This is a genomic window from Bradyrhizobium sp. 179 (assembly GCF_023073535.1).
Classification (GTDB): domain Bacteria; phylum Pseudomonadota; class Alphaproteobacteria; order Rhizobiales; family Xanthobacteraceae; genus Bradyrhizobium.
This window is the reverse complement of the sequence record NZ_JADPJR010000048.1, coordinates 38,369-61,495: the sequence shown is the minus strand read 5'-3', so window position 1 is coordinate 61,495 and position 23,127 is coordinate 38,369. Positions and strand designations below refer to the sequence as shown.

General features: G+C 62.4%; 13 protein-coding genes and 2 pseudogenes. 8 read left to right on the top strand and 7 right to left on the bottom strand.

The window, feature by feature from the left end; translation table 11 throughout:
- Window positions 1-17 precede the first annotated feature (17 nt).
- Window positions 18-1,349, bottom strand: coding sequence for a substrate-binding protein (locus tag IVB12_RS10935; protein WP_247298735.1), 1,332 nt, complete (start codon window positions 1,347-1,349; stop codon window positions 18-20).
- Between the two features lie 470 nt (window positions 1,350-1,819).
- Here IVB12_RS10935 and IVB12_RS10930 point away from each other — a divergent pair, with 470 nt between their 5' ends.
- The 4 genes and pseudogenes from IVB12_RS10930 to IVB12_RS10915 form a co-directional block, all read left to right on the top strand.
- Window positions 1,820-2,218 (top strand): hypothetical protein, encoded by a 399-nt coding sequence (locus tag IVB12_RS10930; protein WP_247298732.1) that lies wholly within the window; start codon window positions 1,820-1,822, stop codon window positions 2,216-2,218.
- A gap of 117 nt (window positions 2,219-2,335) precedes the next feature.
- Window positions 2,336-2,806: a MarR family winged helix-turn-helix transcriptional regulator gene (locus IVB12_RS10925; protein ID WP_247298728.1), complete on the top strand. Its 471-nt coding sequence runs from the start codon at window positions 2,336-2,338 to the stop codon at window positions 2,804-2,806.
- A gap of 203 nt (window positions 2,807-3,009) precedes the next feature.
- Window positions 3,010-4,251 (top strand): ABC transporter substrate-binding protein, encoded by a 1,242-nt coding sequence (locus IVB12_RS10920; RefSeq protein WP_247298726.1) that lies wholly within the window; start codon window positions 3,010-3,012, stop codon window positions 4,249-4,251.
- Between the two features lie 125 nt (window positions 4,252-4,376).
- A pseudogene (locus tag IVB12_RS10915) lies at window positions 4,377-4,487 on the top strand (branched-chain amino acid ABC transporter permease); the annotation flags it as partial.
- Here the strand turns inward: IVB12_RS10915 and IVB12_RS10910 are convergent.
- Together IVB12_RS10910 and treZ are read right to left on the bottom strand one after the other, a co-directional pair.
- Window positions 4,483-4,710 (bottom strand): annotated as a pseudogene (locus tag IVB12_RS10910) (Clp protease N-terminal domain-containing protein); the annotation flags it as partial. The pseudogenes IVB12_RS10915 and IVB12_RS10910 overlap by 5 nt on opposite strands.
- A 1,593-nt stretch (window positions 4,711-6,303) precedes the next feature.
- Window positions 6,304-8,130, bottom strand: coding sequence for a malto-oligosyltrehalose trehalohydrolase (treZ, locus tag IVB12_RS10905; protein WP_247298724.1), 1,827 nt, complete (start codon window positions 8,128-8,130; stop codon window positions 6,304-6,306).
- A gap of 314 nt (window positions 8,131-8,444) precedes the next feature.
- Between treZ and IVB12_RS10900 the strand changes: the two genes are divergently transcribed.
- From IVB12_RS10900 to IVB12_RS10890, 3 genes are all read left to right on the top strand, one after another.
- Window positions 8,445-8,726, top strand: coding sequence for a DUF3606 domain-containing protein (locus IVB12_RS10900; protein ID WP_247298722.1), 282 nt, complete (start codon window positions 8,445-8,447; stop codon window positions 8,724-8,726).
- Window positions 8,727-8,749: 23 nt separating this feature from the next.
- Window positions 8,750-10,987, top strand: coding sequence for a glycogen debranching protein GlgX (glgX, locus tag IVB12_RS10895; RefSeq protein ID WP_247298717.1), 2,238 nt, complete (start codon window positions 8,750-8,752; stop codon window positions 10,985-10,987).
- Window positions 10,988-11,381: 394 nt separating this feature from the next.
- Window positions 11,382-11,813, top strand: a complete 432-nt coding sequence (locus IVB12_RS10890) for a hypothetical protein (RefSeq protein WP_247298715.1) — start codon at window positions 11,382-11,384, stop codon at window positions 11,811-11,813.
- Window positions 11,814-11,855: 42 nt separating this feature from the next.
- Here IVB12_RS10890 and IVB12_RS10885 read toward each other — a convergent pair whose 3' ends face one another.
- The 4 genes from IVB12_RS10885 to IVB12_RS10870 all read right to left on the bottom strand — a co-directional run bounded on the left by IVB12_RS10885 (window position 11,856) and on the right by IVB12_RS10870 (window position 20,411).
- A complete protein-coding gene (locus IVB12_RS10885) occupies window positions 11,856-13,055 on the bottom strand; it encodes an IS256 family transposase (protein WP_247298713.1) in 1,200 nt (399 codons plus the stop codon).
- Window positions 13,056-15,391: 2,336 nt separating this feature from the next.
- Window positions 15,392-16,594: an alpha/beta fold hydrolase gene (locus IVB12_RS10880; RefSeq protein WP_247298710.1), complete on the bottom strand. Its 1,203-nt coding sequence runs from the start codon at window positions 16,592-16,594 to the stop codon at window positions 15,392-15,394.
- 16 nt (window positions 16,595-16,610) lie between these two features.
- Window positions 16,611-17,996 carry a DUF4403 family protein gene (locus IVB12_RS10875; protein WP_247298707.1) on the bottom strand — a complete coding sequence of 462 codons (1,386 nt, stop codon included), beginning with the start codon at window positions 17,994-17,996 and terminating at the stop codon, window positions 16,611-16,613.
- 1,080 nt (window positions 17,997-19,076) lie between these two features.
- Window positions 19,077-20,411 (bottom strand): tetratricopeptide repeat protein, encoded by a 1,335-nt coding sequence (locus tag IVB12_RS10870; RefSeq protein WP_247298706.1) that lies wholly within the window; start codon window positions 20,409-20,411, stop codon window positions 19,077-19,079.
- A 598-nt stretch (window positions 20,412-21,009) separates the two neighbouring features.
- On the opposite strand from IVB12_RS10870, the gene IVB12_RS10865 reads away from it, so the two are divergent.
- A complete protein-coding gene (locus tag IVB12_RS10865) occupies window positions 21,010-23,037 on the top strand; it encodes a VCBS domain-containing protein (RefSeq protein WP_247298703.1) in 2,028 nt (675 codons plus the stop codon).
- The last annotated feature ends 90 nt before the right edge of the window (window positions 23,038-23,127 follow it).

The window sequence follows — 23,127 nt, the reverse complement described above, 5'->3', positions numbered from 1 at the left end:
CAGGGGTTAGAGCGGGCTCAGCTGTAGTCGCCGAGATGGCAGCCGAAGGCGTCCGGCTTCTGCATCAGGCCGTCGCCGGGGACGACCTCGACCACGTCGTACCAGTCTTCCTTGTTCTTCATGTCTTTCTGCTGCTTACCCTTTACGATGACCACCGGGCGGACGCACTGATGGTCCTCGGGACGGTAATGCACGTCGCCGACGAGCGAGGGGATCGTCTCGCCCTTCTCATAGGCCTTGATCACATCGGGCGGGTTGAAGCTGCCGGCCTGCTCGCACATGCGGGCCCAGTGCGCGAAGCTGACATAGGCGTTCTCCGCGCCCCATTCCGGCTTGTAGCCGTACTTCTTCTCGAAGGCCTCGTTGAACATCTTGGCCAGCGGGAACTTGTCCTCAAGTGTCCACCAATAGTCGGTGGCAGCGTAGACGCCCTGCATCAAGCCGCCGGTCTCCCGGGCAATGAACGGCACCTGATACGGTACCACCAGCTTCATCTTGTCGAGGACACCGAACTGCTTGGCCTGCTGGGTCGACAGCACCGCGTCGTGGCCCCAGTTGACGTTGATCAGCACGTCGGCGCCGGAATTCGCGACGTTCAGAAGATATGAGGAGTAGTCAGGCGCACCGAGCGGCGCCACCTGGTTGGTCACGGTGGTCCAGCCGGCGGTCGCAAGGAAGTCCTGCATCGACTTGGTGACGGTGTGACCGTAGGTGTAGTCCGGCGTGAGATACGCAGCCTTCTTGCCCTTGCCGAACTCCTTGACCATGACGGGGCCGATCGCCGCGGCGGCGGTCTGGCCGAAGAAGTTCTGGCGGAAGCCGTAGCGGACGCAGTCCTTGCCGGTGGTGTCGTTCGAGCCGGAAATGCCGCACACGAAGATCACCTTCTCGCGCTGGGCGAGCTTGTTGAGCGCGACCGCGACCGCGCTCGAGGTGCCGCCGGTGATCATGATCGCCTTGTTCTCGCTGATGAAGCGCTGCTGCGCCTGCACCGCCTCGTTCGGCTTGGCCGCGGAATCCGCGACGCCAAACTTGAGCTCCTTGCCGAGCACGCCCTTGCTGGTCTTCGGCGAGATCTTCTTGATCAGGTCGTGACCGCTGTTGATGTGCTCGATCGCGAGTTGATAGCCCTTGAGTTCGTCTTCGCCCTGGACGGCATAGGTGCCGGTGCGCGGCACCGAGATTCCGATGAAGGCCGTGGACCCGGACACGCCCGCAGGATACGTGCCGATCGGCCTGTCCTCGGCAAGGGCCGGCATTGCCGGCAGCACCGAGCCGCCGATGAGACCTGCAGTGGTCTGGAGCAGGCTGCGGCGCGAGAGGCCGCGGCGGATGAGATTGTCGGTCATGATCGTTTCCTCCGAATGTCATTCTTGTTTGCAGGCACAACACGACCTGTCCTGCGGCAGCAGACCTCGAGGGCCTGCCTGCACCGGGCACGTCACATCCGCGTGTAGCTCCTGCACGTAAACATTGCTTGTGAAGTCCTTCTGTCAATTTCGCCTTTGGTCGAACGACAAAAATTGTCACGTGAAAACATATCGGATTGCGATATATATTAGTCTTTGTGAGTAAGAGGCTGGAGGGTTCAGCGGGAGAAATGGCGCGGCAAACGACGATAGCGGGTGCCCGGAAGCGACGCTCTTGGCCGCAAAAGGCGGAGTTGCAGGAGGCGGCGTGGCCGGTCAGAGAGGGGAGCGACACGCGTGCGGCGCCGCAGTCCAGCGATGCGGCCCGCATGTCCGAGCCGCGCAACCGGTCTGCCGGCAAGCGGGGACTAGCGGTTGGCGCCATTCAGGCGAAACGGGAACTTGGCCCGATGCAGAAGCTGAGCGGGCGCGCCCAGAATGTCCTGAAGGAGCTCGCGGTCGAACTCACCGGCGAGCAGCCACCTAAGGGGACTTGGTCGCCCTCGCGTGAACTGCTGCGCGCGCTGACGGCCGAGCGCCTCGCAACTGCGCGCAACTGCGGTCCTCACACCATGCGGGAGATCGTCGACTGGGCGCAAGGCTGCGGCGTGACCATCAAGCCCGTGATCCCGCCCGGCGGCTCGCTGTCGCAGATGTGGGGCGAGTTGATCACCGATGCGGCGGCCGGTAACCTGACCAGCGCCGAGATCGCGGGCGCGCTGCAGCGCTCGATCAGGCGGAAGAGCGTCCGCATCCCGATCGCGTTCCAGGTCATCCTGGTCAAGATCCTGCTGTCCAGCTTCGAATAGGCAGCTGAGGAGCACCGGATATTTGTGCATCCGCGGCCCCGCCGATTGGTCCCGCCGTCCTTCCTTGATAGTCTCGGCAGCGACCGCTTCGCCGGCGGGCTGACGTCGAAGGCAGGAATGGCTGAATCAAAGCGGAAGACTGGACGCAGGGCGCATGGCGTGCCCGCCAAGGGCGGCGCGATGCGTGAGGCCGACTACGCGGCGCTAGCCCGATTCCGCTACCAGTTGCGAACCTTCCTTGCTTTCAGCGAAGCCGCGGCCCAGAACGCCGGGCTGACGCCACAGCAGCATCAGGCGTTGCTGGCGATCAAGGGGTTCGCCAGCCCCGGCGGCGCCAGCATTGGCGACATCGCCGGCTTCCTCCTGATCCGGCACCATACGGCGGTGGAGCTGGTGGATCGCATGGCGAAACTCAAGCTGATCGGCCGGGAAGCCGATCCCGAGGACACAAGGCGCGTTCTCGTCAAGCTGACGGCCAAGGGCGAGCAGAAGCTGCGATCGCTCTCGCGCATACATCTGGACGAGCTGAGTGCCGCCGCTCCCGGCTTGGCCAAGATGCTGCGGTCGTTCCGGACCAAAGCGCGCTGAGGGAGATGGCGTGAGTCAGGTGCGCTGAGCTCGTTTCGGAAGTCCAACCACACTTGAATACTCGTCGCGCCGCCCTTCTCGGATGCCAGTATGCGAGGCCGCTCCCCGCAATCATGAATGCAGTTTCACTTGCCGAGAATCTGTAGGCCGCTATAGTCGCGCCCCAATGGCTCACAAGAGGCCTGTTGAAGGGAGAGAACAACATGAAAAAGAGACTCTCTGCTGCGTTGCGAATAGCACTTGGTACTGCGGCCAGTGTGCTGATGACGGCACCAGGCGCGGCACTTGCGGCGGATCCACTTCGGATCGGCGTTATCGCGGAAGCGCAGGCGATCGCCGGCGCCTCCATCCCACAGGCGGCGCAACTTGCCGCTGACGAGATCAACGCCAATGGCGGCGTCGATGGACGCAAGATCGAAATTATCTCCTACGACAATCACTCCTCTTCCGCGGATTCTGTGCGTGCCTTCCAGCGTGCCGTCAACGAGGACAAGGTCAACGCAGTCATCGCAAGCTACATCAGCGAGGTCGTACTTGCGCTGGAACCGTGGGCTTCGCGGCTGAAGACACCGTTCGTCACGCCCGGTGCTGCCTCCAACGAGATCAGCAAGAGCGTCCATGCCGATTACGAGAAGAACAAGTACACCTTCCACGGCTATCTGACTTCGGCGGCCCTGGCGCTCTCGGTTTGCGATGGCGCCAAGGACTTGCTCGTCGACAAGATGCACATGAAGACAGCAGTCATCATGAGCGAGGACGCTGCCTGGACCAAGCCGCTCGACATCGGCTACGAGGAATGCCTGCCCAAAATCGGGCTGAAAGTGCTCGACCACATCCGCTTCTCCCCTGACACCACCGATTTTACGCCGATCTTCAATAAGATCGAGGGCTCCAAGCCCGACGTGATCATCACCGGCATTTCCCATGTCGGTGTGCAGCCGACGGTGCAGTGGAAGAACCAGCAGGTGCCGATCCCGATGTTCGGCATCTCCTCGCAAGCCACCAACGAAACGTTCGGTAAGGACACCAACCAGGCCGCGGAAGGCGTCCTCTATCAGGGCGTCTCGGGACCGGGTGTGGCTGTCACGCCGAAGTCGGTGCCGTTCGCGGAGAACTTCAAGAAGAAGTTCGGTAACTATCCGTCGTATGCCGGCTACACTGCCTATGACGAGGTCTATTACATTGCCGATGCGGTGAAACGGGCCGGTTCGACCGAGGCGGACAAGCTCGTTGCTGCGCTGGAGAAGACCGACTGGGAAGGCACCATTGGCCGCGTCCAGTTCTACGGCAAGGACGACCCGTTCACGCACTCGATAAAATATGGCAAGGGCTTGATCACCGGCCTGATGCTGCAATGGCAGAACGGCAAGCAGAGCGCGGTCTGGCCCAAGGACGTCGCCACGGTCGACGTCAAGTTCCCGAACTTCATCAAGCTCAGCAACTAGCAGGAAATGCTCCCTGGGCCACTTCCCAGGAGCTTCCGCACGCGTCCCACACAGCACTCTTTCTCAAAGCGGCAGCCCCGCTGCCATGCGGCCTATTATCAATGCGAGTCTTCCACATCTTGGATTCGCGGCGCATTCCCAATGAGGAGAAGGAGATCTTCGTCCTCACCGGCACCCTGCTCTGGGGCATCATGATCCAGGAGCTGATCGCCTATTTCTTCACCATGCGCAGCCGGAGACCTTTGGCAGCTTGTTCAGGGCATCCTCGGTCGCCTTCAGGATTGCACGGGAATCGCCGCCGGCGCGGTCGATCAGACCGCCAGCAAGCCCCTCGCTGTCATCCAGCAGGACCTTCAGCAGATGCAGGGTGGAAAACTGCTGATGACCTTCGCGCATCGCCAGCGACTGCGCGGACTGGATGAAACCGGGCGAGCGCTCGGTATATCGTTCAATATTCATCATCGTCTTCCCTCGGCGATGCCGCTTCGCCCCCGAGTGCGATCAGCAAAAGGAGGTACCGGTTTAGCGTTCGACCGCGATCAAGGCATTGAAGATCCGCGATCTGATCCCCAAACCGCGCGCCGCTTAGTGAATTGTGCGCAAGGCAACAGACGGCATGCTCTTTGGGTTTCCGCAAGCTCGCACTGACATTCGTCAATTCGCCAAGCGGTTTTCGCCGTCGACGCTGAAGCCTACTGCGATAGTGGGCGCATATCGGCGCCTTTGAGCCGTGCCCTGTCCGCGCCAGCCAACCGCTCGGACGCGCGTCTCACCTGCAGCCGACTTGCGTCGTCCAACCGTGGCGATTCTTGCTAATTCTCGTCCCTCTCGCAAGTCAGCTCGAAAAACGTCAATCCGTCCGCGGATCCACACGAAAATCCGGATAGCCAAACTAACCAAGCGCTACCGGCCAGCGATGCGCGAACAGCCTACCTTGTCGGCGGCGAGCGAAGTTGAGCAATAGTTGTCGCGGTTCCCGCGCCGCAATAGCCTGCCGCGAGGAGTGACTCCGGGCGGCCTTCGGCCGCCTGGGCGACTCTAGTCCGCTTAGCGCGAACTCCGGACATTCGCAAATCGGATGTTATGGAATTTTGACAGCGACTTCGCAGCCTCAGATGAAAAACGTCGTCCAACTCTTGGCCACTCGACCATCCCCGATAAGTTCATAAAACTTAGTGCGCCCGAGTTCACTTCACAGGCCTCCGTGATGGTGCAGGTCAACCGCTGCGCAAATGGGAGGCGACACATGGCGGGGCATCAACTCATCTGCGGCTGCACCACGTTCAACTTCGATATCGTCTTCGAGGTCTGGACCACGCCGTCTCAAGATTAGGCCTCCTTCACAGCCGAAGGAGCTACTCTGGGGCGAGCCGCAGTCCACATCAAGGAAGCAAAGAGCAGAATGGAGAGCCTTAGCGAGGAACAGAAAACGTCGGAGAAGTCTAGGCTATGAAAAGCGTCGCAATTTTTCATAACTGGTATTGACGTACAAGTTCGATGTCGGCCAGCGGCGCTAACTACATCGATGCGCCGTGGCAGTTTTCTGCTGAACATCGATACGACGCTGACGACCGACCCACCAAGGATCGGGCAATTCAGGGCAGCACACGATGGAGCATGAACATGTACTTTGCAGCTGTGCAGCAGTGCCTCGATGCGAACCCGCAAGCCATGCGCCAGCGTCGCGAGACGGCCGAGCATCCATTCGGCAAATCGACGCTCCCAAGGGGCGACGCAGTCCCGGGGTGTAGTAGCACCCAACGCGTCGGCACTCGGGTGAAATTGCTGACAGAGTATCTTGAATAGGCTATTCGGGTCGAGCGGCTGGCGAGCGGTGAGCCGGACTCGGGCTCAAAGAACAGCTTTGCAACAGGCTGAAGCGCATCGGAAGCTCGCATCCGGGCGGGCAAAGCACTGTGGGATGCCCTCTAGTCCGCCGGAGAACGCAAATTTGGGACCTCGAAGTTCCACTCAGGGCACTGACGTCTTCAGTGCGTGTAAATCGACAAGGCCCTTGATCCCTCTTGCCCACTAACATCGTCCTTTGGCGTCTCAGAGCTGACCAAGTTGTACCGTGATATCGCCTGGCAGTAGCGCTCCCGATTCTGCGGGGACTCCTCGCCACAAGCAATCGCCTGCGACCAAATCCGGCATGGGCAGCTGGTGGTCGCCAAAGTTGGCGACAATCTGCAGAATGTCCCCCCTCTCAGTCTGCCAGCGCACGTCCACACCGCCACTGCCGCTATCCTGGCCCAGTAGCTCACGTCGCGCCGAAACGAAGCCCTGTTTGATAAGAGGTACGATCTTGTCGTGCCGTATCTTCAGCAGCTGCGTCGTCAGCGTCCGAAACTTGGCGCTCCCGGGAGAATGGTCGATGCTATTCCAGTCGAGCTTCGAGGCCTGAAACGTCGTTTCGTCGCACGGGTCTGGAATCCTGGCACGCATTTCGGGCGTCGAGAAGGCCTTGAACTGGGAAAACTCCTTGCGCCGCCCTTCCCGCGTCAACTCGGCGGCTTGTCCCGTCCAGTCTGCAAAGAACAGGAACGGCGTTTCGACAGCCGCTTCCTCCCCCATGAAAAGCATCGGAATGTGCGGATTGAGCAAGACCAACGCCATCGCCTGGCAAAGCTTTTCCGGGCTCACCAATTTTGATAGTCGCTCGCCCAAACCCCGATTGCCGATCTGATCATGGTTCTGCGCGAAGAAGATCGTGGCGTCCGGCGGCAGATGGGCGCTCGGCTCGCCGCGAGGCTCGTTATGAAGCGCGAAGATCTCGCCTTGGTAGGCAAAACCTTCCGTGAGCGATCGCGCAAGGTGTTCGAGCGGCTTGTCCGCAAACGCGCGGTAATATCCCTCCTCTTCTCCCGTCAGCAGGACATGAAGCGCATTGTGGAAATCGTCACCCCACTGGGCGTCGTAATATCTCGGGGCTCCGTCCACTCGGTCCAGCAGGTGCGCCTGATTGGCCTCATTCTCCAGCATCAGATGCACGCGCCGGCCCGGCAATTCATGCCGGATGGTCTCGGCAAGCTCGACCAGGAAATGCCGTTCGGAATCGTCCTTCAGCGCATGAACGGCATCGAAGCGTAGCCCGTCAAAGCCGTAGTCGCGCAACCACATCAGCGCGTTCTCGATCAGGAACTCGCGCACGAACGCGCCATCGCGTCCCTCGAGGTTGACGGCAGGCCCCCAGCCGGTGCTGTGGCGTTTGTTGAAGAAATTCTCCGCGTAGCTGTGCAGATAATTCAACTGCGGTCCGAAGTGGTTATAGACCACGTCGAGGTAGACCATGATGTCGAGATCGTGGGCTGCCCGCAACAGCCGCTTGAGATCCTGCGGCCTGCCGTAGCGAGCATTGGGCGCATTCAGCAGCACGCCGTCATAACCCCAATTGTGCCGGCCGGGGACGTCGTTGATCGGCATCAGCTCGATGGCCGTGATGCCGAGATCGCGCAGATAGGGCAGCCGCTTCTCGACGCCGGCATACGTCCCCTCCTCGCTGAAGGTGCCGACGTGCAGCTCGTAGATCACGGCGTCCGCCCATGGCCGCCCCGGATAGAGGGTGGCATCACGTAACCCCGACGTATCGATCACCTCGCTGGGCGCACCGACATCATCAGGCTGGAAGAACGAGGCCGGATCCGGGACGATGAGGTCCTGGTCGATCCTAAACTGATAGCGCGTGCCGACATGCGCTGTCGAGCTGAGCAGCTGGTACCAGCCGTCGTCATCGCCCACCATCCGCTGTGGCGGTCGCCCCACCTCCAGCAACTCCACCGAGCGAGCCGTCGGGGCCCAGAGGTTGAAGCTTATCCCCTGATCGACGATGTAAGCACCGTGTCGCCGGGCCTGTCCGGCAATTCCCAGTCTCTGAATCAAATCTTTCCCTTTCGCGCCCCATGCACGGAGTTGGGCATGCCTCGGCGAACTGCGATGGGTCGGTCGTACGATCGCTTGAAAGATGCCTGCGCAGGAAAAAGCTGGCGTGCGTGCATTCGTTCCTCGCCACAGGCGTTCGCGCCAGCCACAGCCGATCCGAGCCCTGCCACCGTGAACCCGCAACCGAAGAGGCGATCCGGATGCCCATACCTTCCGCCGGTCTGGAGATAAGCGCGACCAGCTAACGCCATTTGCTACCCGCTGGAACGGAATGATCAGGCGACTGTTACGACCAACACACAGGAGTTGCCACCATGCGCCGCTCGACGCCAAAATCGATTCGCAACAAGCTCGACCTGACCGACCGCACTCAAATGCGCCTCGTGAGAAAACGTTTGGGTCTGTCCGATGCCGAGCTGACCGCGATCGCCGAGCGTATCGGCAATTCGATCTCCGCGATCAGCAAGGAAGTCGCCAAGCAGCGCGCCAACCCGCCGGCCAAGCCGGCCGACGTACCTCCCGCGGCCGTGATCGCCTCGGCTGCGGCCACCGAGCAGGCCGCAACCGAGATACCCACACCAGCGTCGACATCCTGACCGGATTGTCATCGGAGGCAGACATGGACCAAAAGACGCAATCGGACGACGCCCTGACGCGGGCGGCGTCGAGCCTCCGCCGATCCCGTATCACCGAGGGCAAACCGTTTCCGCTCGGCGCCACCTGGGACGGCCTCGGGGTCAATTTCGCGCTGTTCTCGGCCCACGCCACCAATGTCGAGCTCTGCCTGTTCGACGACAACGGTGAAACCGAACTCGAGCGGATCGAGCTTCCGGAATACACCGACGAGGTCTGGCACGGCTATCTGCCCTCGGCCCGTCCCGGCACCGTCTACGGCTATCGCGTCCATGGACCCTATGAGCCTGACGCCGGACACCGCTTCAATCCCAACAAGCTCCTGCTCGATCCGTATGCCAAGCAGCTGGTCGGGCAACTGCGTTGGGCGCCCGAGCTGTTCGGGTACCAGCTCGATCACGCCGACAAGGACCTCTCCTATGACGAGCGCGACAGCGCGCCGCTGATGCAGAAGTGCCGCGTCATCGACCCCGCGTTCACCTGGGGCGCGGCGCGCAAACCCGAGGTACCGTGGGAGCGGACGATCGTCTACGAAATGCACGTCAAGGGTTTTACGCAGCTGCATCCGCTGGTGCCCGAGGCAGACCGCGGCACGTTCTCCGGCCTCGCGCATTCGGAAATCCCCGCGTATCTGCGCTTGCTCGGGATCACCAGTGCGGAGCTGCTGCCGATCCATGCCTTCGTCGACGATAGCTACTTGGTCGACAAGGGCCTGCGCAATTACTGGGGCTACAATTCCATTGCCTTCTTCGCGCCAGAGCCGCGTTACCTGAGGACGCCGTTCGCGAACGAATTCAAGGAAATGGTCAACCAGTTCCATGCCCATGGCATCGAGGTCGTCCTCGACGTCGTCTACAATCACACGGCGGAAGGCAACGAACTCGGCCCGACCTTGTCGTTCAAGGGGATCGACAACGCCAGCTATTACCGCCTGCTGCCGGACCAGAAGCGCTACTACATCAATGATACCGGCACCGGAAATACGGTGAACCTCTCCCACCCAGGGGTGCTGCAACTGGTTGCGGATTCCCTGCGCTATTGGGCGACGGAGATGCGGGTCGACGGTTTCCGCTTCGACCTGGCCACCATCCTCGCACGCGAGCCCTATGGCTTCGACGAAGGCGGTGGCTTCCTCGACGCCTGCCGTCAGGATCCGGTGCTGTCCAGCGTCAAGCTGATCGCAGAGCCTTGGGACATCGGCCCTGGCGGCTACCAGGTCGGCCAGTTTCCGCCCGGCTGGGCCGAGTGGAATGACAAGTTCAGGGATACCGTGCGCGCCTTCTGGAAGGGTGATGAAGGCACGCTGGCAAACCTTGCCAAACGTGTGTCAGGGTCCGGCGATCTCTTCAACAAGCGGGGGCGGCGGCCATGGGCGAGCGTCAACTTCGTCACCGCGCATGACGGCTTCAACCTCAATGATCTCGTCTCGTACAATGAAAAGCACAACGAGGCGAACGGGGAGAACAATCGCGACGGCCACAGCAACAACCATTCCTGGAATTGCGGCGCCGAAGGAGCCACGGACGATCAAGAGATCACGGCGCTGCGCGAACGCCAGAAGCGGAACATGCTCGCGACGATGCTGCTGTCCCACGGCACGCCAATGCTGCTCGCGGGCGACGAGTTTGGACACACTCAGCGAGGCAACAACAATGCGTATGCCCAGGACAACGAGACCACCTGGCTCGACTGGATGGGTATCTCGGCAAACGGCCGCAATCTTCGTGAATTCACGCGCAAGCTGATTGCGACACGCAAGGCCTTCCCGATCCTCTATCGCAGCCGGTTCCTGATCGGCTCCCACCACGAAGAACTCGACGTCAAGGACGTGACCTGGCTGTCACCGTCCGGCGAAGAGATGACCGACGAGCAATGGCAGGACGGCAACGCCAAGTGCTTTGGCATGCTGCTCGACGGGCGCGCCCAGGAGACCGGCATCAAGCGACGCGGCTCGGACGCGACGATGCTTCTGGTCTACAACGCCCACCATGACATCGTGAACTTCATCTTGCCGGCGGTCACCGACGGGCGCAGCTGGCTCAGCCTGATCGACACCAACCAGCCGGATGCGTCCATGACGGACTTCGAGCTCGGACACGCCTACGGTGTCACCGCGCGCTCGCTGGCAGTGTTTGGACTTGCCAACGATAGCGTCGCGACCCGCCGCCTGCGTCAGGGGCTCGGCGCGTTGCTCGACATCGCCGATACGCCGTTATCGCGCTAGATCTGGGCCGCACGCTCCATCGTTGACTTCGCCCAATAGGGCCACGCGGACGATCACCTTAATCCTGAAAATGCATCAGTCGCGTGCAAAACATCAGGCGGTACCCAGCCGATCTCTTCAGTCGTGCCGCGACTACCGCACTGCTCGAGAGGCTCCTTCAGGCTGCCCCCCGCGATCTATCAGATCTTGACGTTCTCGAGTAGCTCGGCCGCCTTCGCACGCCTGTCGCCTTGGCCACGCCTGCCCCGGAAGTGGAGGCGTGGCTCTCTTTGGAAATCACCAGGAGAAGGGGCGAGCTCTCTCTCAAATCGCGCGTGTGTGCACATTTGCACAGTCAGTTCCGGTTTGTGGAACTAAGGTGAAAGTGCCGATCGTCCTAGAACATTCCGGATAAATGATGCGACCGACTCCGGCGCATAAAGCCGCCACCACGCGTCCGGCCAATAATCTTCTTCGAAATCTCAGCGATGAAGACCTTCTGCTAATCCAGCCCTACCTCGAGATCCGCCAAATCGTTGCCGGCCAGGTTTTAACCCACCCTGGGGATCCCAATGATGCGCTGCATTTTCCCTGCGGCCCAAATTTTGTCAGCTTGGCCGTTCCGGTCGACGAAGATCGCGAAGTTGACTCAACAATCGTGGGCAGTGAAGGAGTAGTAAGCGGATTTATTGTTTCGGCCCTTCCAACCTTCTCTCGGACCACAGTGATTGTTGGAGGGGAAGCCATCCGGTTGCCTGTGCGGAGGTTCGCACCGGCGATGCAGCACTCGGCCACGTTCCGACCCGTGTTTGCGCAATACTCGATCGTGTCCCTAAGCGTGGTGTAACTGGCGGTGGGAGACCGCGTTCGCCGGCAAGAGCCGGACTGGTCAGCTGGCGATAGCCGGGAGGCTGACGGTTGGATCATCGCTCAACAGAGCGATAGTTTCCAGCGTCATGTAGCGGGCGCGCTGGACGGCCCATTCGTCGTTCTGCTCGAGCAGGATCGCGCCGATGAGGCGGACGATGGCGTCCTCATTGGGGAAGATGCCGATCACCTCGGTGCGCCGCTTGATCTCACCGTTGAGCCGCTCGATCGGATTGGTCGAGTGCAGCTTGGTCCGGTGCTGCGGTGGGAACGTCATGTAGGCGAGCACGTCGGTCTCGGCCTCGTCGAGGAAGCCGGCAAGCTTGGGCAGCTTGGGACGGAGCTGGTCGGAGACCTTGCGCCACTGCATTTTAGCGGCCTCGGCATCGTCCTGGGCAAACGCGGTGGCGATGAAGGCGGAGACGACGCGACGGCCGCTCTTGCCGGCATGGGCCAGCGCATTGCGCATGAAGTGGACGCGACAACGCTGCCAAGAGGCGTTGAGCACCTTGGCCACGGTGGCCTTGATGCCCTCGTGGGCGTCGGAGACGACCAGCTTGACGCCGCGCAGGCCGCGGCGGGCGAGCTTGCGCAGGAATGCCGTCCAGAACGTCTCGGCCTCGGAGGGCCCGACGTCCATGCCGAGAACCTCGCGCCGGCCGTCGCTGCTGACGCCGACCGCGACGATCACCGCGACAGATACGATACGCCCCTGCTGGCGCACCTTCACGTAGGTAGCGTCGATCCACAGATACGGCCAGTCGCCCTCGATCGGACGGCCGAGGAATGCCTTTACCTTGTCGTCGATCTCCGCGCACAGCCGCGAGACCTGGCTCTTGGAGATGCCGCTCATTCCCAGGGCCTGAACAAGGTCGTCCACCGAGCGGGTCGAGACGCCTTGCACATAGGCTTCCTGCACCACGGCGGTGAGCGCCTTCTCGGCCATCCGGCGCGGCTCCAGAAAGCCCGGGAAGTAGGAGCCCTTGCGCAGCTTGGGGATACGAAGCTCGACCGTGCCGGCGCGGGTCTCCCAAGTCCGGTCGCGGTAGCCGTTGCGCTGTGCCAGACGCTCCGGGTTCTTCTCGCCGTAGGCGGCCCCGGTCTGGCCTTCCACTTCCAGCTCCATCAATCGCTGGGCAGCAAAGCCGATCATCTCGCGCAGTAGATCCGCATCAGGGGTCTTCTCCACGAGCGTGCGGAGGTTCATCATCTCATCGGTCATCGGTGGTTCCTCGAATCAGGTTGGTGTCAGCAACCCGACCCTACCGGCGAACTGCCGGTGACCACCCCAAAGCCGCCCGCCCGCTACGGCACTATGTGACGGCGCGCGTCCGGGCGGCTTTGCTCTACCGAGCTACACCACCACCGGGGACACGACCGCGCCGACGCCGATCGGCAGGTTCGCGAAGACGGGCCCGGCTCTGGTGCCATCGGGCCTTTGTCCAGCCGTCGAACCCTCGGACTATATTTCTCAAGCGATGAGGGACCTACCCGCCTACGCGGCTTGCCATCTCTTTGCACCAGGTTAGCGCTGATGGCCCAAGCCAACTCCAAGACTACGCGCCTTTTGCCTCAACGAACCCTCTGATCGCTTCATCAGCTTAGAAACTTGGGCCACCGGCCTGCGAGCCTTGGAATGTGCCTTGATTAGCCTGACATCGTCCTTGGTGTACTCTTTGCGCTTGCTCTTGGTCGCTTTTGCCACTTGGTGCTCTCCAACTTGATCGCACGCGGGGTTAAAGTGCTCTTGTGAATCCGTCGAGCCAGGATGATCTTCATGGGGCACTCCGATCGCAATTGATGGTTTGTGCCCCAGGCAGCATGTGAGGACTTCGATTCCCAACGGAGTGTGGTTACATTTCGTGATTGAACCTCTTAACTCTGCCATCGACCAACTTTCTATATTCAAAAAATTATGAGGCGTACGATGTCACCTTCAGAAGAAGAAGACGATCGGCGCGAGTTTTTAGAGGCTTGCGGCAGGTTCACCTCCGTAACACCTCCGGCCATTACAGCGTTGCTTTCGACCTCACTTAGTAGCGGCGCAATTGCGCGCTCCGACGGCCGGCGCGGTGTATCCTTGATCACTGCCGCTGAGAACCGGAGGCCGCGATCAGCATCCTCAGAAGCGGCGCAAGAATCCAGGGTCACCGCTCCCACTCAGGCTGCTCCACAGACTTAGCGAAGGAGGCGCTTGCAAGCTGCTGGACTCCGCTGCTGACTTGCCCCACGCCGCTGTCGCTTTGCGCCCGCCTGCCCGCTCCCGGGGACTCGATCCTCCATCGGCACGAAATCGCGAGAGGTAATTTGGGGCGTTCGGATCATGGCGCGAAGACTCTCGCGCGCTGCCCTACCGCTGCGGCCACATGATCCGGCTATCCCCTGGCCGAGGTCGACCAATGCCCGGACGATGTCCGCCTCTCCGGTTTCGGGCCGAAATTCACCTGCACCACATGCGCGGCGCCGACGCATGGCCAGATTTTGAGGGACCGAGGATCGACGCCGGCGATTGAGGCTGGGACGCTGGGACTGACGGTGGATAAGGCGAACGGGCCGCCGCAACCGGCACGGTGGCTCCTTCCCGCCAGGGCAGGAGTGACAACCGCAGACCCCGCGAGGAAGCTCGTCCATGCGGCGCCGAATAACGCACCGGCGGACCGCGCTGGCGGACTGAGCGGCGGGGTTAAGCGGGCGCACCCGGTGTTTCACTGGCAATGCTCGAGATGAGTCTCATTCTGACGATCGGGGAGCCGTCGTTGGGGTGCGTTAGTGGCGCTCTTCGAGATCTTGCCGTCGATCGCGGCGCCGCGACCTGAGGCGCTTGCCACCAGAGAAATCACTGGAGGCCGCGGCGCGTACCCCCCGAACGACGTCTGAGTAGCGGATTTTTCTGCGGCCGCGATTCTTTCCACTCGGCGGGTTTCGCCGCGCAGCTCCTGACACTGGCCAAGATCTTCCGGTCTTCAACCCAAACGATTTTTGGTCGACTTGGCCGCGGGAGCCCCATAGTCCTCGCCCGCTTTGGGCCAGCTCGCGATATGGCCCGGCTAGTTGAAGCAGCTGAATTTCAACGCTGAATCCGGTTCGCTGATCGCCAGATTTAGCTGGACCGCGCGCTCAAGATAGTCGGTCAGAAACTTCATGAGATGGCCTTTTCGCCGTGCCAGCTGCCTGCCCAAGTGCAGTAGGCGGCGCTACCCCTGGTGCGGCCAACCAGTCATTGATTTGCAAAGCAGCCTCAGCCTGCCTGACGCGCTTCATTAGAAGGTCTCGCTGAGTACCGCCCACAACTGTTCGGCGGCTTCCCGAAACTTGGCAGCTTTCTAAATGAGACGCTGCTTAAACGAGCTAATAACAGGAATTGCCGTTTTGCGAGCGCGTGAGATCGATCCTGCAGGTTGTCCTGAATAGGTCTCCGCGAACTGCCGATCGCCTGGCAAGATTACCGAGACGTTTTGACCGCTACTGATTACTGGGCAACGGCCGAAAATTGGGACGCCACCGCACGCTGAAGGCGTAGCTAAGAGCTGACCAACTCCTTTGGCGTTCTGGACAAGCCTATCTGACGCAATCGTCCGGCGGTCTTTTTCCCGTGAAGCGGTCAGTCATCCAATTTACCGCCGCCATCGCGCTCGCCTGGGCTGCGCGTCCGTGGCCGATACCGGGCAACATCACCATCCTGACCTTGCTGCCGGCTTTGCACAACTTGTCCATGTAGGCCTGCGTGACCGCGGGCTGGATGACCTGGTCGTTGGCCCCCTGCGCAAGAAAGATGGGGATCTCAGGGGAGAGCACCCTGGTGCTGTTCTGTTCGAGAAGCGATCGCCAAGGTTCTGCCTTGCTCGGATCTTGCACGGTCAGGAAATATTGCTCGAGTGGCCGCCCTGTCCTCTGCCTGACGATCAGGTCGAAAGGGCCTTCGATGCATTCTTGCGCCAGCCTGTCGATTGCAGGCATGGCGCGCGGATCGACGACGTTGTCTATGGCGACGCCGTAGACCCGGTGCCACGACCAAAGCGTCATCGCTGTGATGTTCTTGCCGCCGATCGTGTTGATGTCGTCGCTCATCAGCTTCACGAGGTCCGTTGCCGGGGCCGCTGCAGCGACACCGAGAAGCTTCAGCTCAGGAGCGTAGGCGTTTGCGATCATTCCGGCGAAGAGCGCGGCCTGCCCGCCTTGTGAATGCCCCCAAACCGTGAAGTCCTTGCCATCGCCTGCGCGGGGAACGGAGCGTGCCGCGCGCACAATATCAATCACGGCTCGACCTTCGCTCTCACCGACCAGATAAGGATGCGGGCCCGGCGTACCGAGCCCTGGATAATCGGTCGCCGCAACGACGAAGCCACGTGAGATCATCGAGCGAAGTCCCTGGATCTGCTGAAACAGAAAAATGGCGAGCGATGGGGCGCAACGCGGGACGATACCCGAAGTCGGATGTGCCCAAGCAACGATCGGACGTCCGCCGAGCGGGGGCGTGCCTTGCGGAACGATGACGACGCCGGACACAAAGACCGGCCGACCGTTCAGCCCCGTCGAGCGATAGAGCACGCGATAAGTGGAGGCGCCGAGCGGAGCACCGTCCATCGGCTCCTGCCGCACTAAGGTGCCCGGGGCGCCGTTGAGCAACGATTCCGGCCCATCATAAAATGTCGTCTGGCCCGACGCCATTCCCGGAAGGCCAAGCACAGCCGTGGCGATGAGCGCGGTCGACATCCACCTGCGCGGCCAGCCACCAAAGAGATTGCTGGTGAAGTATCGCATGGTCGAGCTCACGTGCTTACAGTCCGTAAACTATCTTCAGACCGCCGCTGGCATGAAGGGCAATCAGGATGCCTTCGCGCAGCAAGTGCACTTTTCCAAGCTTTGCGGAGTCAAGGTGGCCCTCCATGCGAAAGCCGTCCTTCAGCGGGCGCGTCAAGCGTTCGTTCGCGGCCATGAGCAGGTTTTGGTAGGAAATGCCGTAGTCGAGATTAGAGCCATTCTTCAATTGCGCCGCGAGCTGTTGCACGGCAGATCCAATCTGGCTGTCCTCTGACGTCGTCAGATCAATTTCGGAAAGGCCAAAGGTCCTATTGTCGGCATCGACTTTTGGCTGGGCCGAAAGATAGATCCATTGGCCCGCGTTGGGATCGGCGTCGGAGCTCATTGCTATGCGAAGGCCGACCACGAGTTTGCCCGAGGACGGGTAGATCTGAACCTCGCGCACGGACGTGTTCTGCGCCGGAACGGCTGCAATTGCCTGGCTTACCTTTTCCTTGACCGCCTCGTAGTTGATGCGCACGGGAAGAATGACATCGAAGGTGCCCGGCTCAGCCACCGCGGCGCCGAGCGGCGGGAGAGCCGTTGCCGTGACAGCTGGCGGCTGCTGCCCGATTAGAGTTTCGGCGGAGCCGGTAAGTTCAAGCGATCCCAACAACACCTTGCCATCGGCGCGGACACCCGCGAACGCCGCGGTCTGCGGGATCAGCTGCAGCCAGATCGGCGGATCCTCCGAGATATTAATGGGGTTAAACGCGTGCCGCCATGCGGTCTCGGCCTTGCCGTGCAGGTCGAGTGCCCGCGCCGCGGCCAGCGCGCGCGACCGGATGCGGCCCAGCTGGGTTCGAATATTGGGCTCGACATAGGGGGCAAGGTCAAACTCGCGACCCAGCACGTGAAGGTAGGGATGTTCACTCCAGTGGAACGAGTCGCTGATGTTGAGCTGGAGCGATCCATCCCTCCGCAGCTCGGGGCGCGCTTCAACCTCGATCGTCGCGCGTGCCTCGGTCTCGCCCCGGATGCGCGCCGTGAACCGATTAGCTCCCTGACCTTCGGCAGCACCATGTATGGAGACCGCGCCGAAGACGCGATCGCCCCGGCCATACAGCGAGACCGGGCTCGTGCGGTCGACAAATCCCCATACGTCGCAGTTGGCGTTGACCCGGAAGATGAAAACATGACGATGAACGCAGTTGATGCGTTCGTCTATGGTGGCAAGTCGCTTAGGAATGTCCCGCTCGATCGCTGCAGCGAGAGCCGGCAGCCCGAGCTCGACCGTCGCAGAGATGCGTGAAGTCGTTACGAGTGGCGTTGCAGCGTCCGGGCTATATGCCGGCTTCTCAGCGGCGAACGCGATCGACGGGAGCACTAAGACAAGGAGTGCACCTAGGCCGACGATATCCATGTGTGATCTGCTAGCTATCGAAAAGCATTCCGGCGCATATGACCATGATGGAAACATCATTCTAGTGCTCCAGCTTCAAGGAAAACCAGAACCACAGCAGCATTCGGTGGGCGGGCGAGTGCTAACGGTCCCGTCCGTTAGGGGGAACGACGCATGCTGCTTCGGACCCGGCCGACACCGGCAATCAGCCATTATCCCTTCCGTCAGGTGTTAGGCCGATCCCCACGCGCTTGAGAACATCAGAGGCAACTCCAAGATGAGCCCCTTACATCGCGCAAGTCAAATGACGAATGAGGCAAATGCTGCGACCTGGTGGGGTGCTTGTCGGCGATGAATTTCGCGGTTGTCCCAGCGGGAGTGATGCCGTGGCGTGCAGGACAATCAGGTACTGTTCTTCGGGGCCGCTACGGGTCTTGTTTGTGTGCAAACGGATAGGTCGGCACGCGGCCGTGGTCGCCCATCATTGCGGGCGGCCGATGTTGTCGCGTCGGATCGTCCAATGGCGGCCAAAGTGGGTATCACGACGCGGTATTGCGCTTTTGGACGCACTTTCCGGCCTTCAGGAGGCGCGGCTGGCGAGCGTCGAGGTCGCGTAGCTGCCGGCTTCCTCCAGGCTCTTGAGCCCACACCCACGCGCAAGCGCTGACCGTCGGCGTAGACGCCAGAGTTGTCGATGATCGCATCCATGCGGCCGATCGCATTGATCTGCTCCGCCGATGGTTGTGGTCTCGGTGGCGCTACGGAGTTCGCCGACGACCATCCCCGCAGTCCGTGACGCGGGATCGCCCGACGGTCGCGGATTCCTGCGATGCGACGGATTGCGAAGTGCCCTACCCTTCCCCGGCCTCTCTCAGCGGCCGACAAACTGTAGCTTGCCACCGCAGCTACTCACGCGGCCGTCGGCTCCCTGCCGAAAGCTGAAGAGTACGCTGCCCGGCTAGAACCAGCCGCAGTACTGATACGGTTCCCAGTCGACAACTCACTCCCTTTGCGACCAAAGCTCATGAGTGAGCCAAACTACCATCGGCGCGAGCCTCGCGAGGCGATGGTCTTCTCGGAGGGGCATGCATTGAGGACGGATTACCGCACGCCGTAGCGCGCGAACTCGTCGGCGATATCGCCCCGGACAGCTTTCGCGGCCGCAACGTCGGCTTCTCCTGAAGCGGTCTCGCCGCGGCGGATCTTCGCCCGGCCCCGGCCGTACAGCGCGGCGGCGAGCGTGGGGTCGATGCGCAACGCGGCGTCGTAGTCGGCTATGGCCGCATCGATTCGTCCAGCCTTGAGGTGGGCGAGCGCGCGGGAATCGTAGGTCGCGGCCGTATGCGCGCCCGACCTGATCGCCTTGTCGCAGGCTTCCACCGCGCCCTGCGGGTCGCCCGTGCTCGCCCGGGTCCAGCAAAGGCCGCTCCAAGCCCCCTCCATGTCGGCATTCAGGCGAGTCGCCGCGGCATAGTCTCTTTCGGCGCGTACGAGATCGCCCTTCTTTAGCCAGGCCTCAGCGCGGTTGACGAAGGCACCGGGGTAGGTCGGCTGGAGGGCGATGGCCCGGTCGAAATCCTCCATCGCCGCGTCGTAGTCGCCCGTCCTCAGTCTTGCCGCGCCGCGGTTGTTGACAGGCTTGGCGAAGGTCGGATCGATGCGGATGGCCGCGTCGAAGTCGGCGATGGCGCGGTCGTAGTCGGCCTTGGCCGCGTAGCCGATGCCGCGGTTGTTGTGGGCGACGGCCATGGCCTGCGGCCCGCCACGGCCGGCCGCGATGAAGGCCGAGCAGGCCTCGATCCTCCGGTCCGGCGACGAGGTGGCGTTGCACAGCTCGACGTTCCGGAATTGACTCTCCGGCTTCTGCGCCGACGCGGGGACGGCCAGCAGCAGGATCATAACTGGCGCCGTCCGGACGACCTTCAGCATCCCCGGCAGACGCCGAGAGCGCGGTCGACCCTGCGCTGCCGGGGAGGCGCAACGGCCGGACCCGGCCTTCCGCTTCATGACGGCGTCCTTACCGTCCTCGATCAAAGTGGCGAACTTGACCGTGCCGTCCTCGGAGAGCTCGATATGGGGCGTGGTGCCCCGGATCCCCAACGTCGCCACCGGGGTGTCCACCTTCATGCTGACGGTCTTGGCGACGCTGCCAGCAACGAAGGTGAAGGTGCCTCTGGTCAAGCTGATCAGGGTCGAATTGTGGTTGCCGTCCGGATCGTAGACGAACTCGTTCATTTCCATGCTGGCGTTGCTCGACAGCCTGAAGGAGCTGCCGTCGGCGAAATTGATACCGAGGCCGCCGTCGGCGCCGGTCCTGACGACGTCGCCTCGATAGACTGGATCGCCGAGCTTCGCTCCGGCCCTGTCATCGGACAGTCTCGCCTGCACGACCGCGGCATCGATATGCTCGATCGTTGCCTTGCCGGCGACGGTCACGACCTTGCCGATCGGCTTGACCTCCTGCGCCCAAATCCGCGCAGGCGGACACGCCACCGCCACGAGCAAAAGGCCGAGGAGTCCTGCAACCGTCCTTTGTCCGCGCATGCGTCCGCTCCCGTCCGTGAAGAGCCCGCTTTCACCCCTGCGGAATAATGGCAGAGCCGCGCCCGGCGCACCACATCGCACGTTGCGACTATCGTTTTCAGTCGTGGGGGACGGCGGTCCTGACCGCTCCGGACCAACAAAAGAGCGCATTTGCGCACACCGAGTCAACAATTTGTGAAGGGGCCTCGGGACGACAAAGCGTAGGCTGGCGTCGAACCGGAAACCTCGGCGGGTGGCGACTTACACTCGGTCGATCGGTCCGGCCGCGTCGGCGGAAGCGGCAGCATGCGAGGCGTTCAGGATGTCGCTCGCACGTGTCTTCAGCGGTCTTTGGCCGGCGCCGGACCAACGCAGTCCGGCGTCCGTCCGCGGCCAGCGTGCAAGGGAGTCGGCGGTCGTCGCGGGACTCGGATGGGCCGGAGGGCTGTCCTTCCTCACGTTGATCCTGTCGGCGCTGAAGGAGGCGTGGGCCGCCGATCCCGATCTCGCCTTGTTCGACGACGCCTCCATCACTTACAAGGGGTTCGAGCATGGCACGTTCGAACTCGTCACGAAGGAGGCGGTGCCGCGGCATATCATCGTGGACGATCCCGGGCAGACGGTCATCCTCAGCAGGACCGGATCTTCCGTCGGCTTCGCGCAGGTCGCCAACAACGCTTCGCGAATGGAGGACCTGCAGAACCAGCAGCAGGACGTGCTCGCCAATTACTCGAAAGACCATGGCCCGGGCGGATCCGGCACGCCTCCGGGCGAAGCGGTCGATCAGTCGCCGCAGCCGATCGACTTCCAGCCGCCGGACGGGCCCATTCCACAACATGCCCTTCCCGGGCTGGTGGTGCCGGCCAGTTTCGCGCCGGATGCGCCCTTGATCCATTCGCCACCCACACTGACACTCGGGTCGGGCCCCGTCGAGGTCGACACGGTCGCGTTCGACGAGTTCTCGGCGAGCAGCGGCAGCTTCTCGGCCGCGAGCTTCGGCTCCGGCGCGACGCCGATCTTTGGCATCGCGGGCGGCGCGGTCGGCCCCTCCACCTTCGCGGGCGCAAGCTACGACGTCGAGAAGGCCGGCTCCTTCGGAATCCTGTACTTGAACAGCGCGACCGGCGCCTACGCCTACGTGCCGAACAACGACGCCATCAACGCGCTGAAGGCGCCGAGCACCGACAGCTTCACGATCATGGCGTCTGACGGCTTCGCCTCAGCGAGCCAGACCTTCACGGTCGAGATCGCCGGCACCGACGACGCGGCGGCGATAAGCGGCGAGACGGGTGGATCCGTCGCAGCGGGTGCCATGACCGCCGCCGCAATCGTGGCGGCGTCCATGGCACCCGACGTCCCGACCGCGACCGGCACGCTCACCGATACCGACGTCGACGATCCGGCCAACACGTTCACGGCGGTGAACTCTCCGCATACCAGCGACAAAGGTTGCGGTAGCTACACGATAACGGCCGACGGGCACTGGACGTACGCGCTGGATCCCGCCAACGCCGCGGTGCTGGCGCTTGCGGCGTGCCAGAACCTGACCGACACGTTCACGGTGACCACCATCGGCGGCACGCCGCAGGTCATGACGATGACCATCCGGGGCGCCGACGATCCGGCCGTCATTTCCGGGGACACCCAGGGTCGCGTGGTTGAAGCGGGCGGGGTCCACAATTCGGCGCAGGGCGTCCCGACCGCGTGCGGCCTTCTGACCGCCACCGACGTCGACGGTCCGTCGAACGCGTTCGACCCCATCAGATGTCCGGAGCCGAGCGACCACGGCTACGGCAGCTTCACCATGACCGCGGACGGGCACTGGACCTTCGCGCTCGACAACGGCAATTGCGCGGTGCAGGCGCTTAACGCAGGTCAGGCGCTGACGGATGATTTCACCGTGAGGGCAGCGGACGGTACGGCACAGACGGTGACCGTCACGATCGAGGGCAGCAACGACGCCGCGGTCGTCTGCGGCGATACTTGCGGACGCGTGACCGAGCCGAGCAATTCCTGCGACCCTCCGCCACGCGCCAGCGGCACCTTGTCCGACAGGGACGTCGACAATCCCGACGACACCTTCACAGCGACAACATGTCCGCAGGCAAGCGACAACGGCTACGGCAGCTTCACGATGACCACCTGCGGCACGTGGACGTATGTGCTCGCGCTCGACAACCCCGCCGTCCAGGCCTTGAGGCCTTGCGACGCGCTGACCGACACTTTCACCGTGACCACGATCGACGGCACGCCCCAAGTCGTGACCGTGGTCATCCAAAGCGTCGGGGACCAAGGCTTACGCGAGCAGGCCGAGTCCGCGTTCCATTTCGAGGCGGGTGCGGAACAGCAGCATGCGAGCCTGACGGCGCCGGTGGTGGTTTCCTCGGCCCCTGTCGCCGCGCTCGATCCGGAGGACGATTCCGCCGCGACCGCATGGCCCCATCCGGCCGATGCAGCGGCGGATGCTTGGCGTTTCGGCGAGCAGGAGGTTGCTGGCCAGGGCCTACACCTGCGCTTCCAACAAGATCTGATCGTCTGAGGCTCGCCGATGCCTTCGTTGCCTCCGGGCGGCTTTGCGGATGAAGAGGTGCGCAGCAAATCAACTCCACGACGCGCCTAATCGAATACT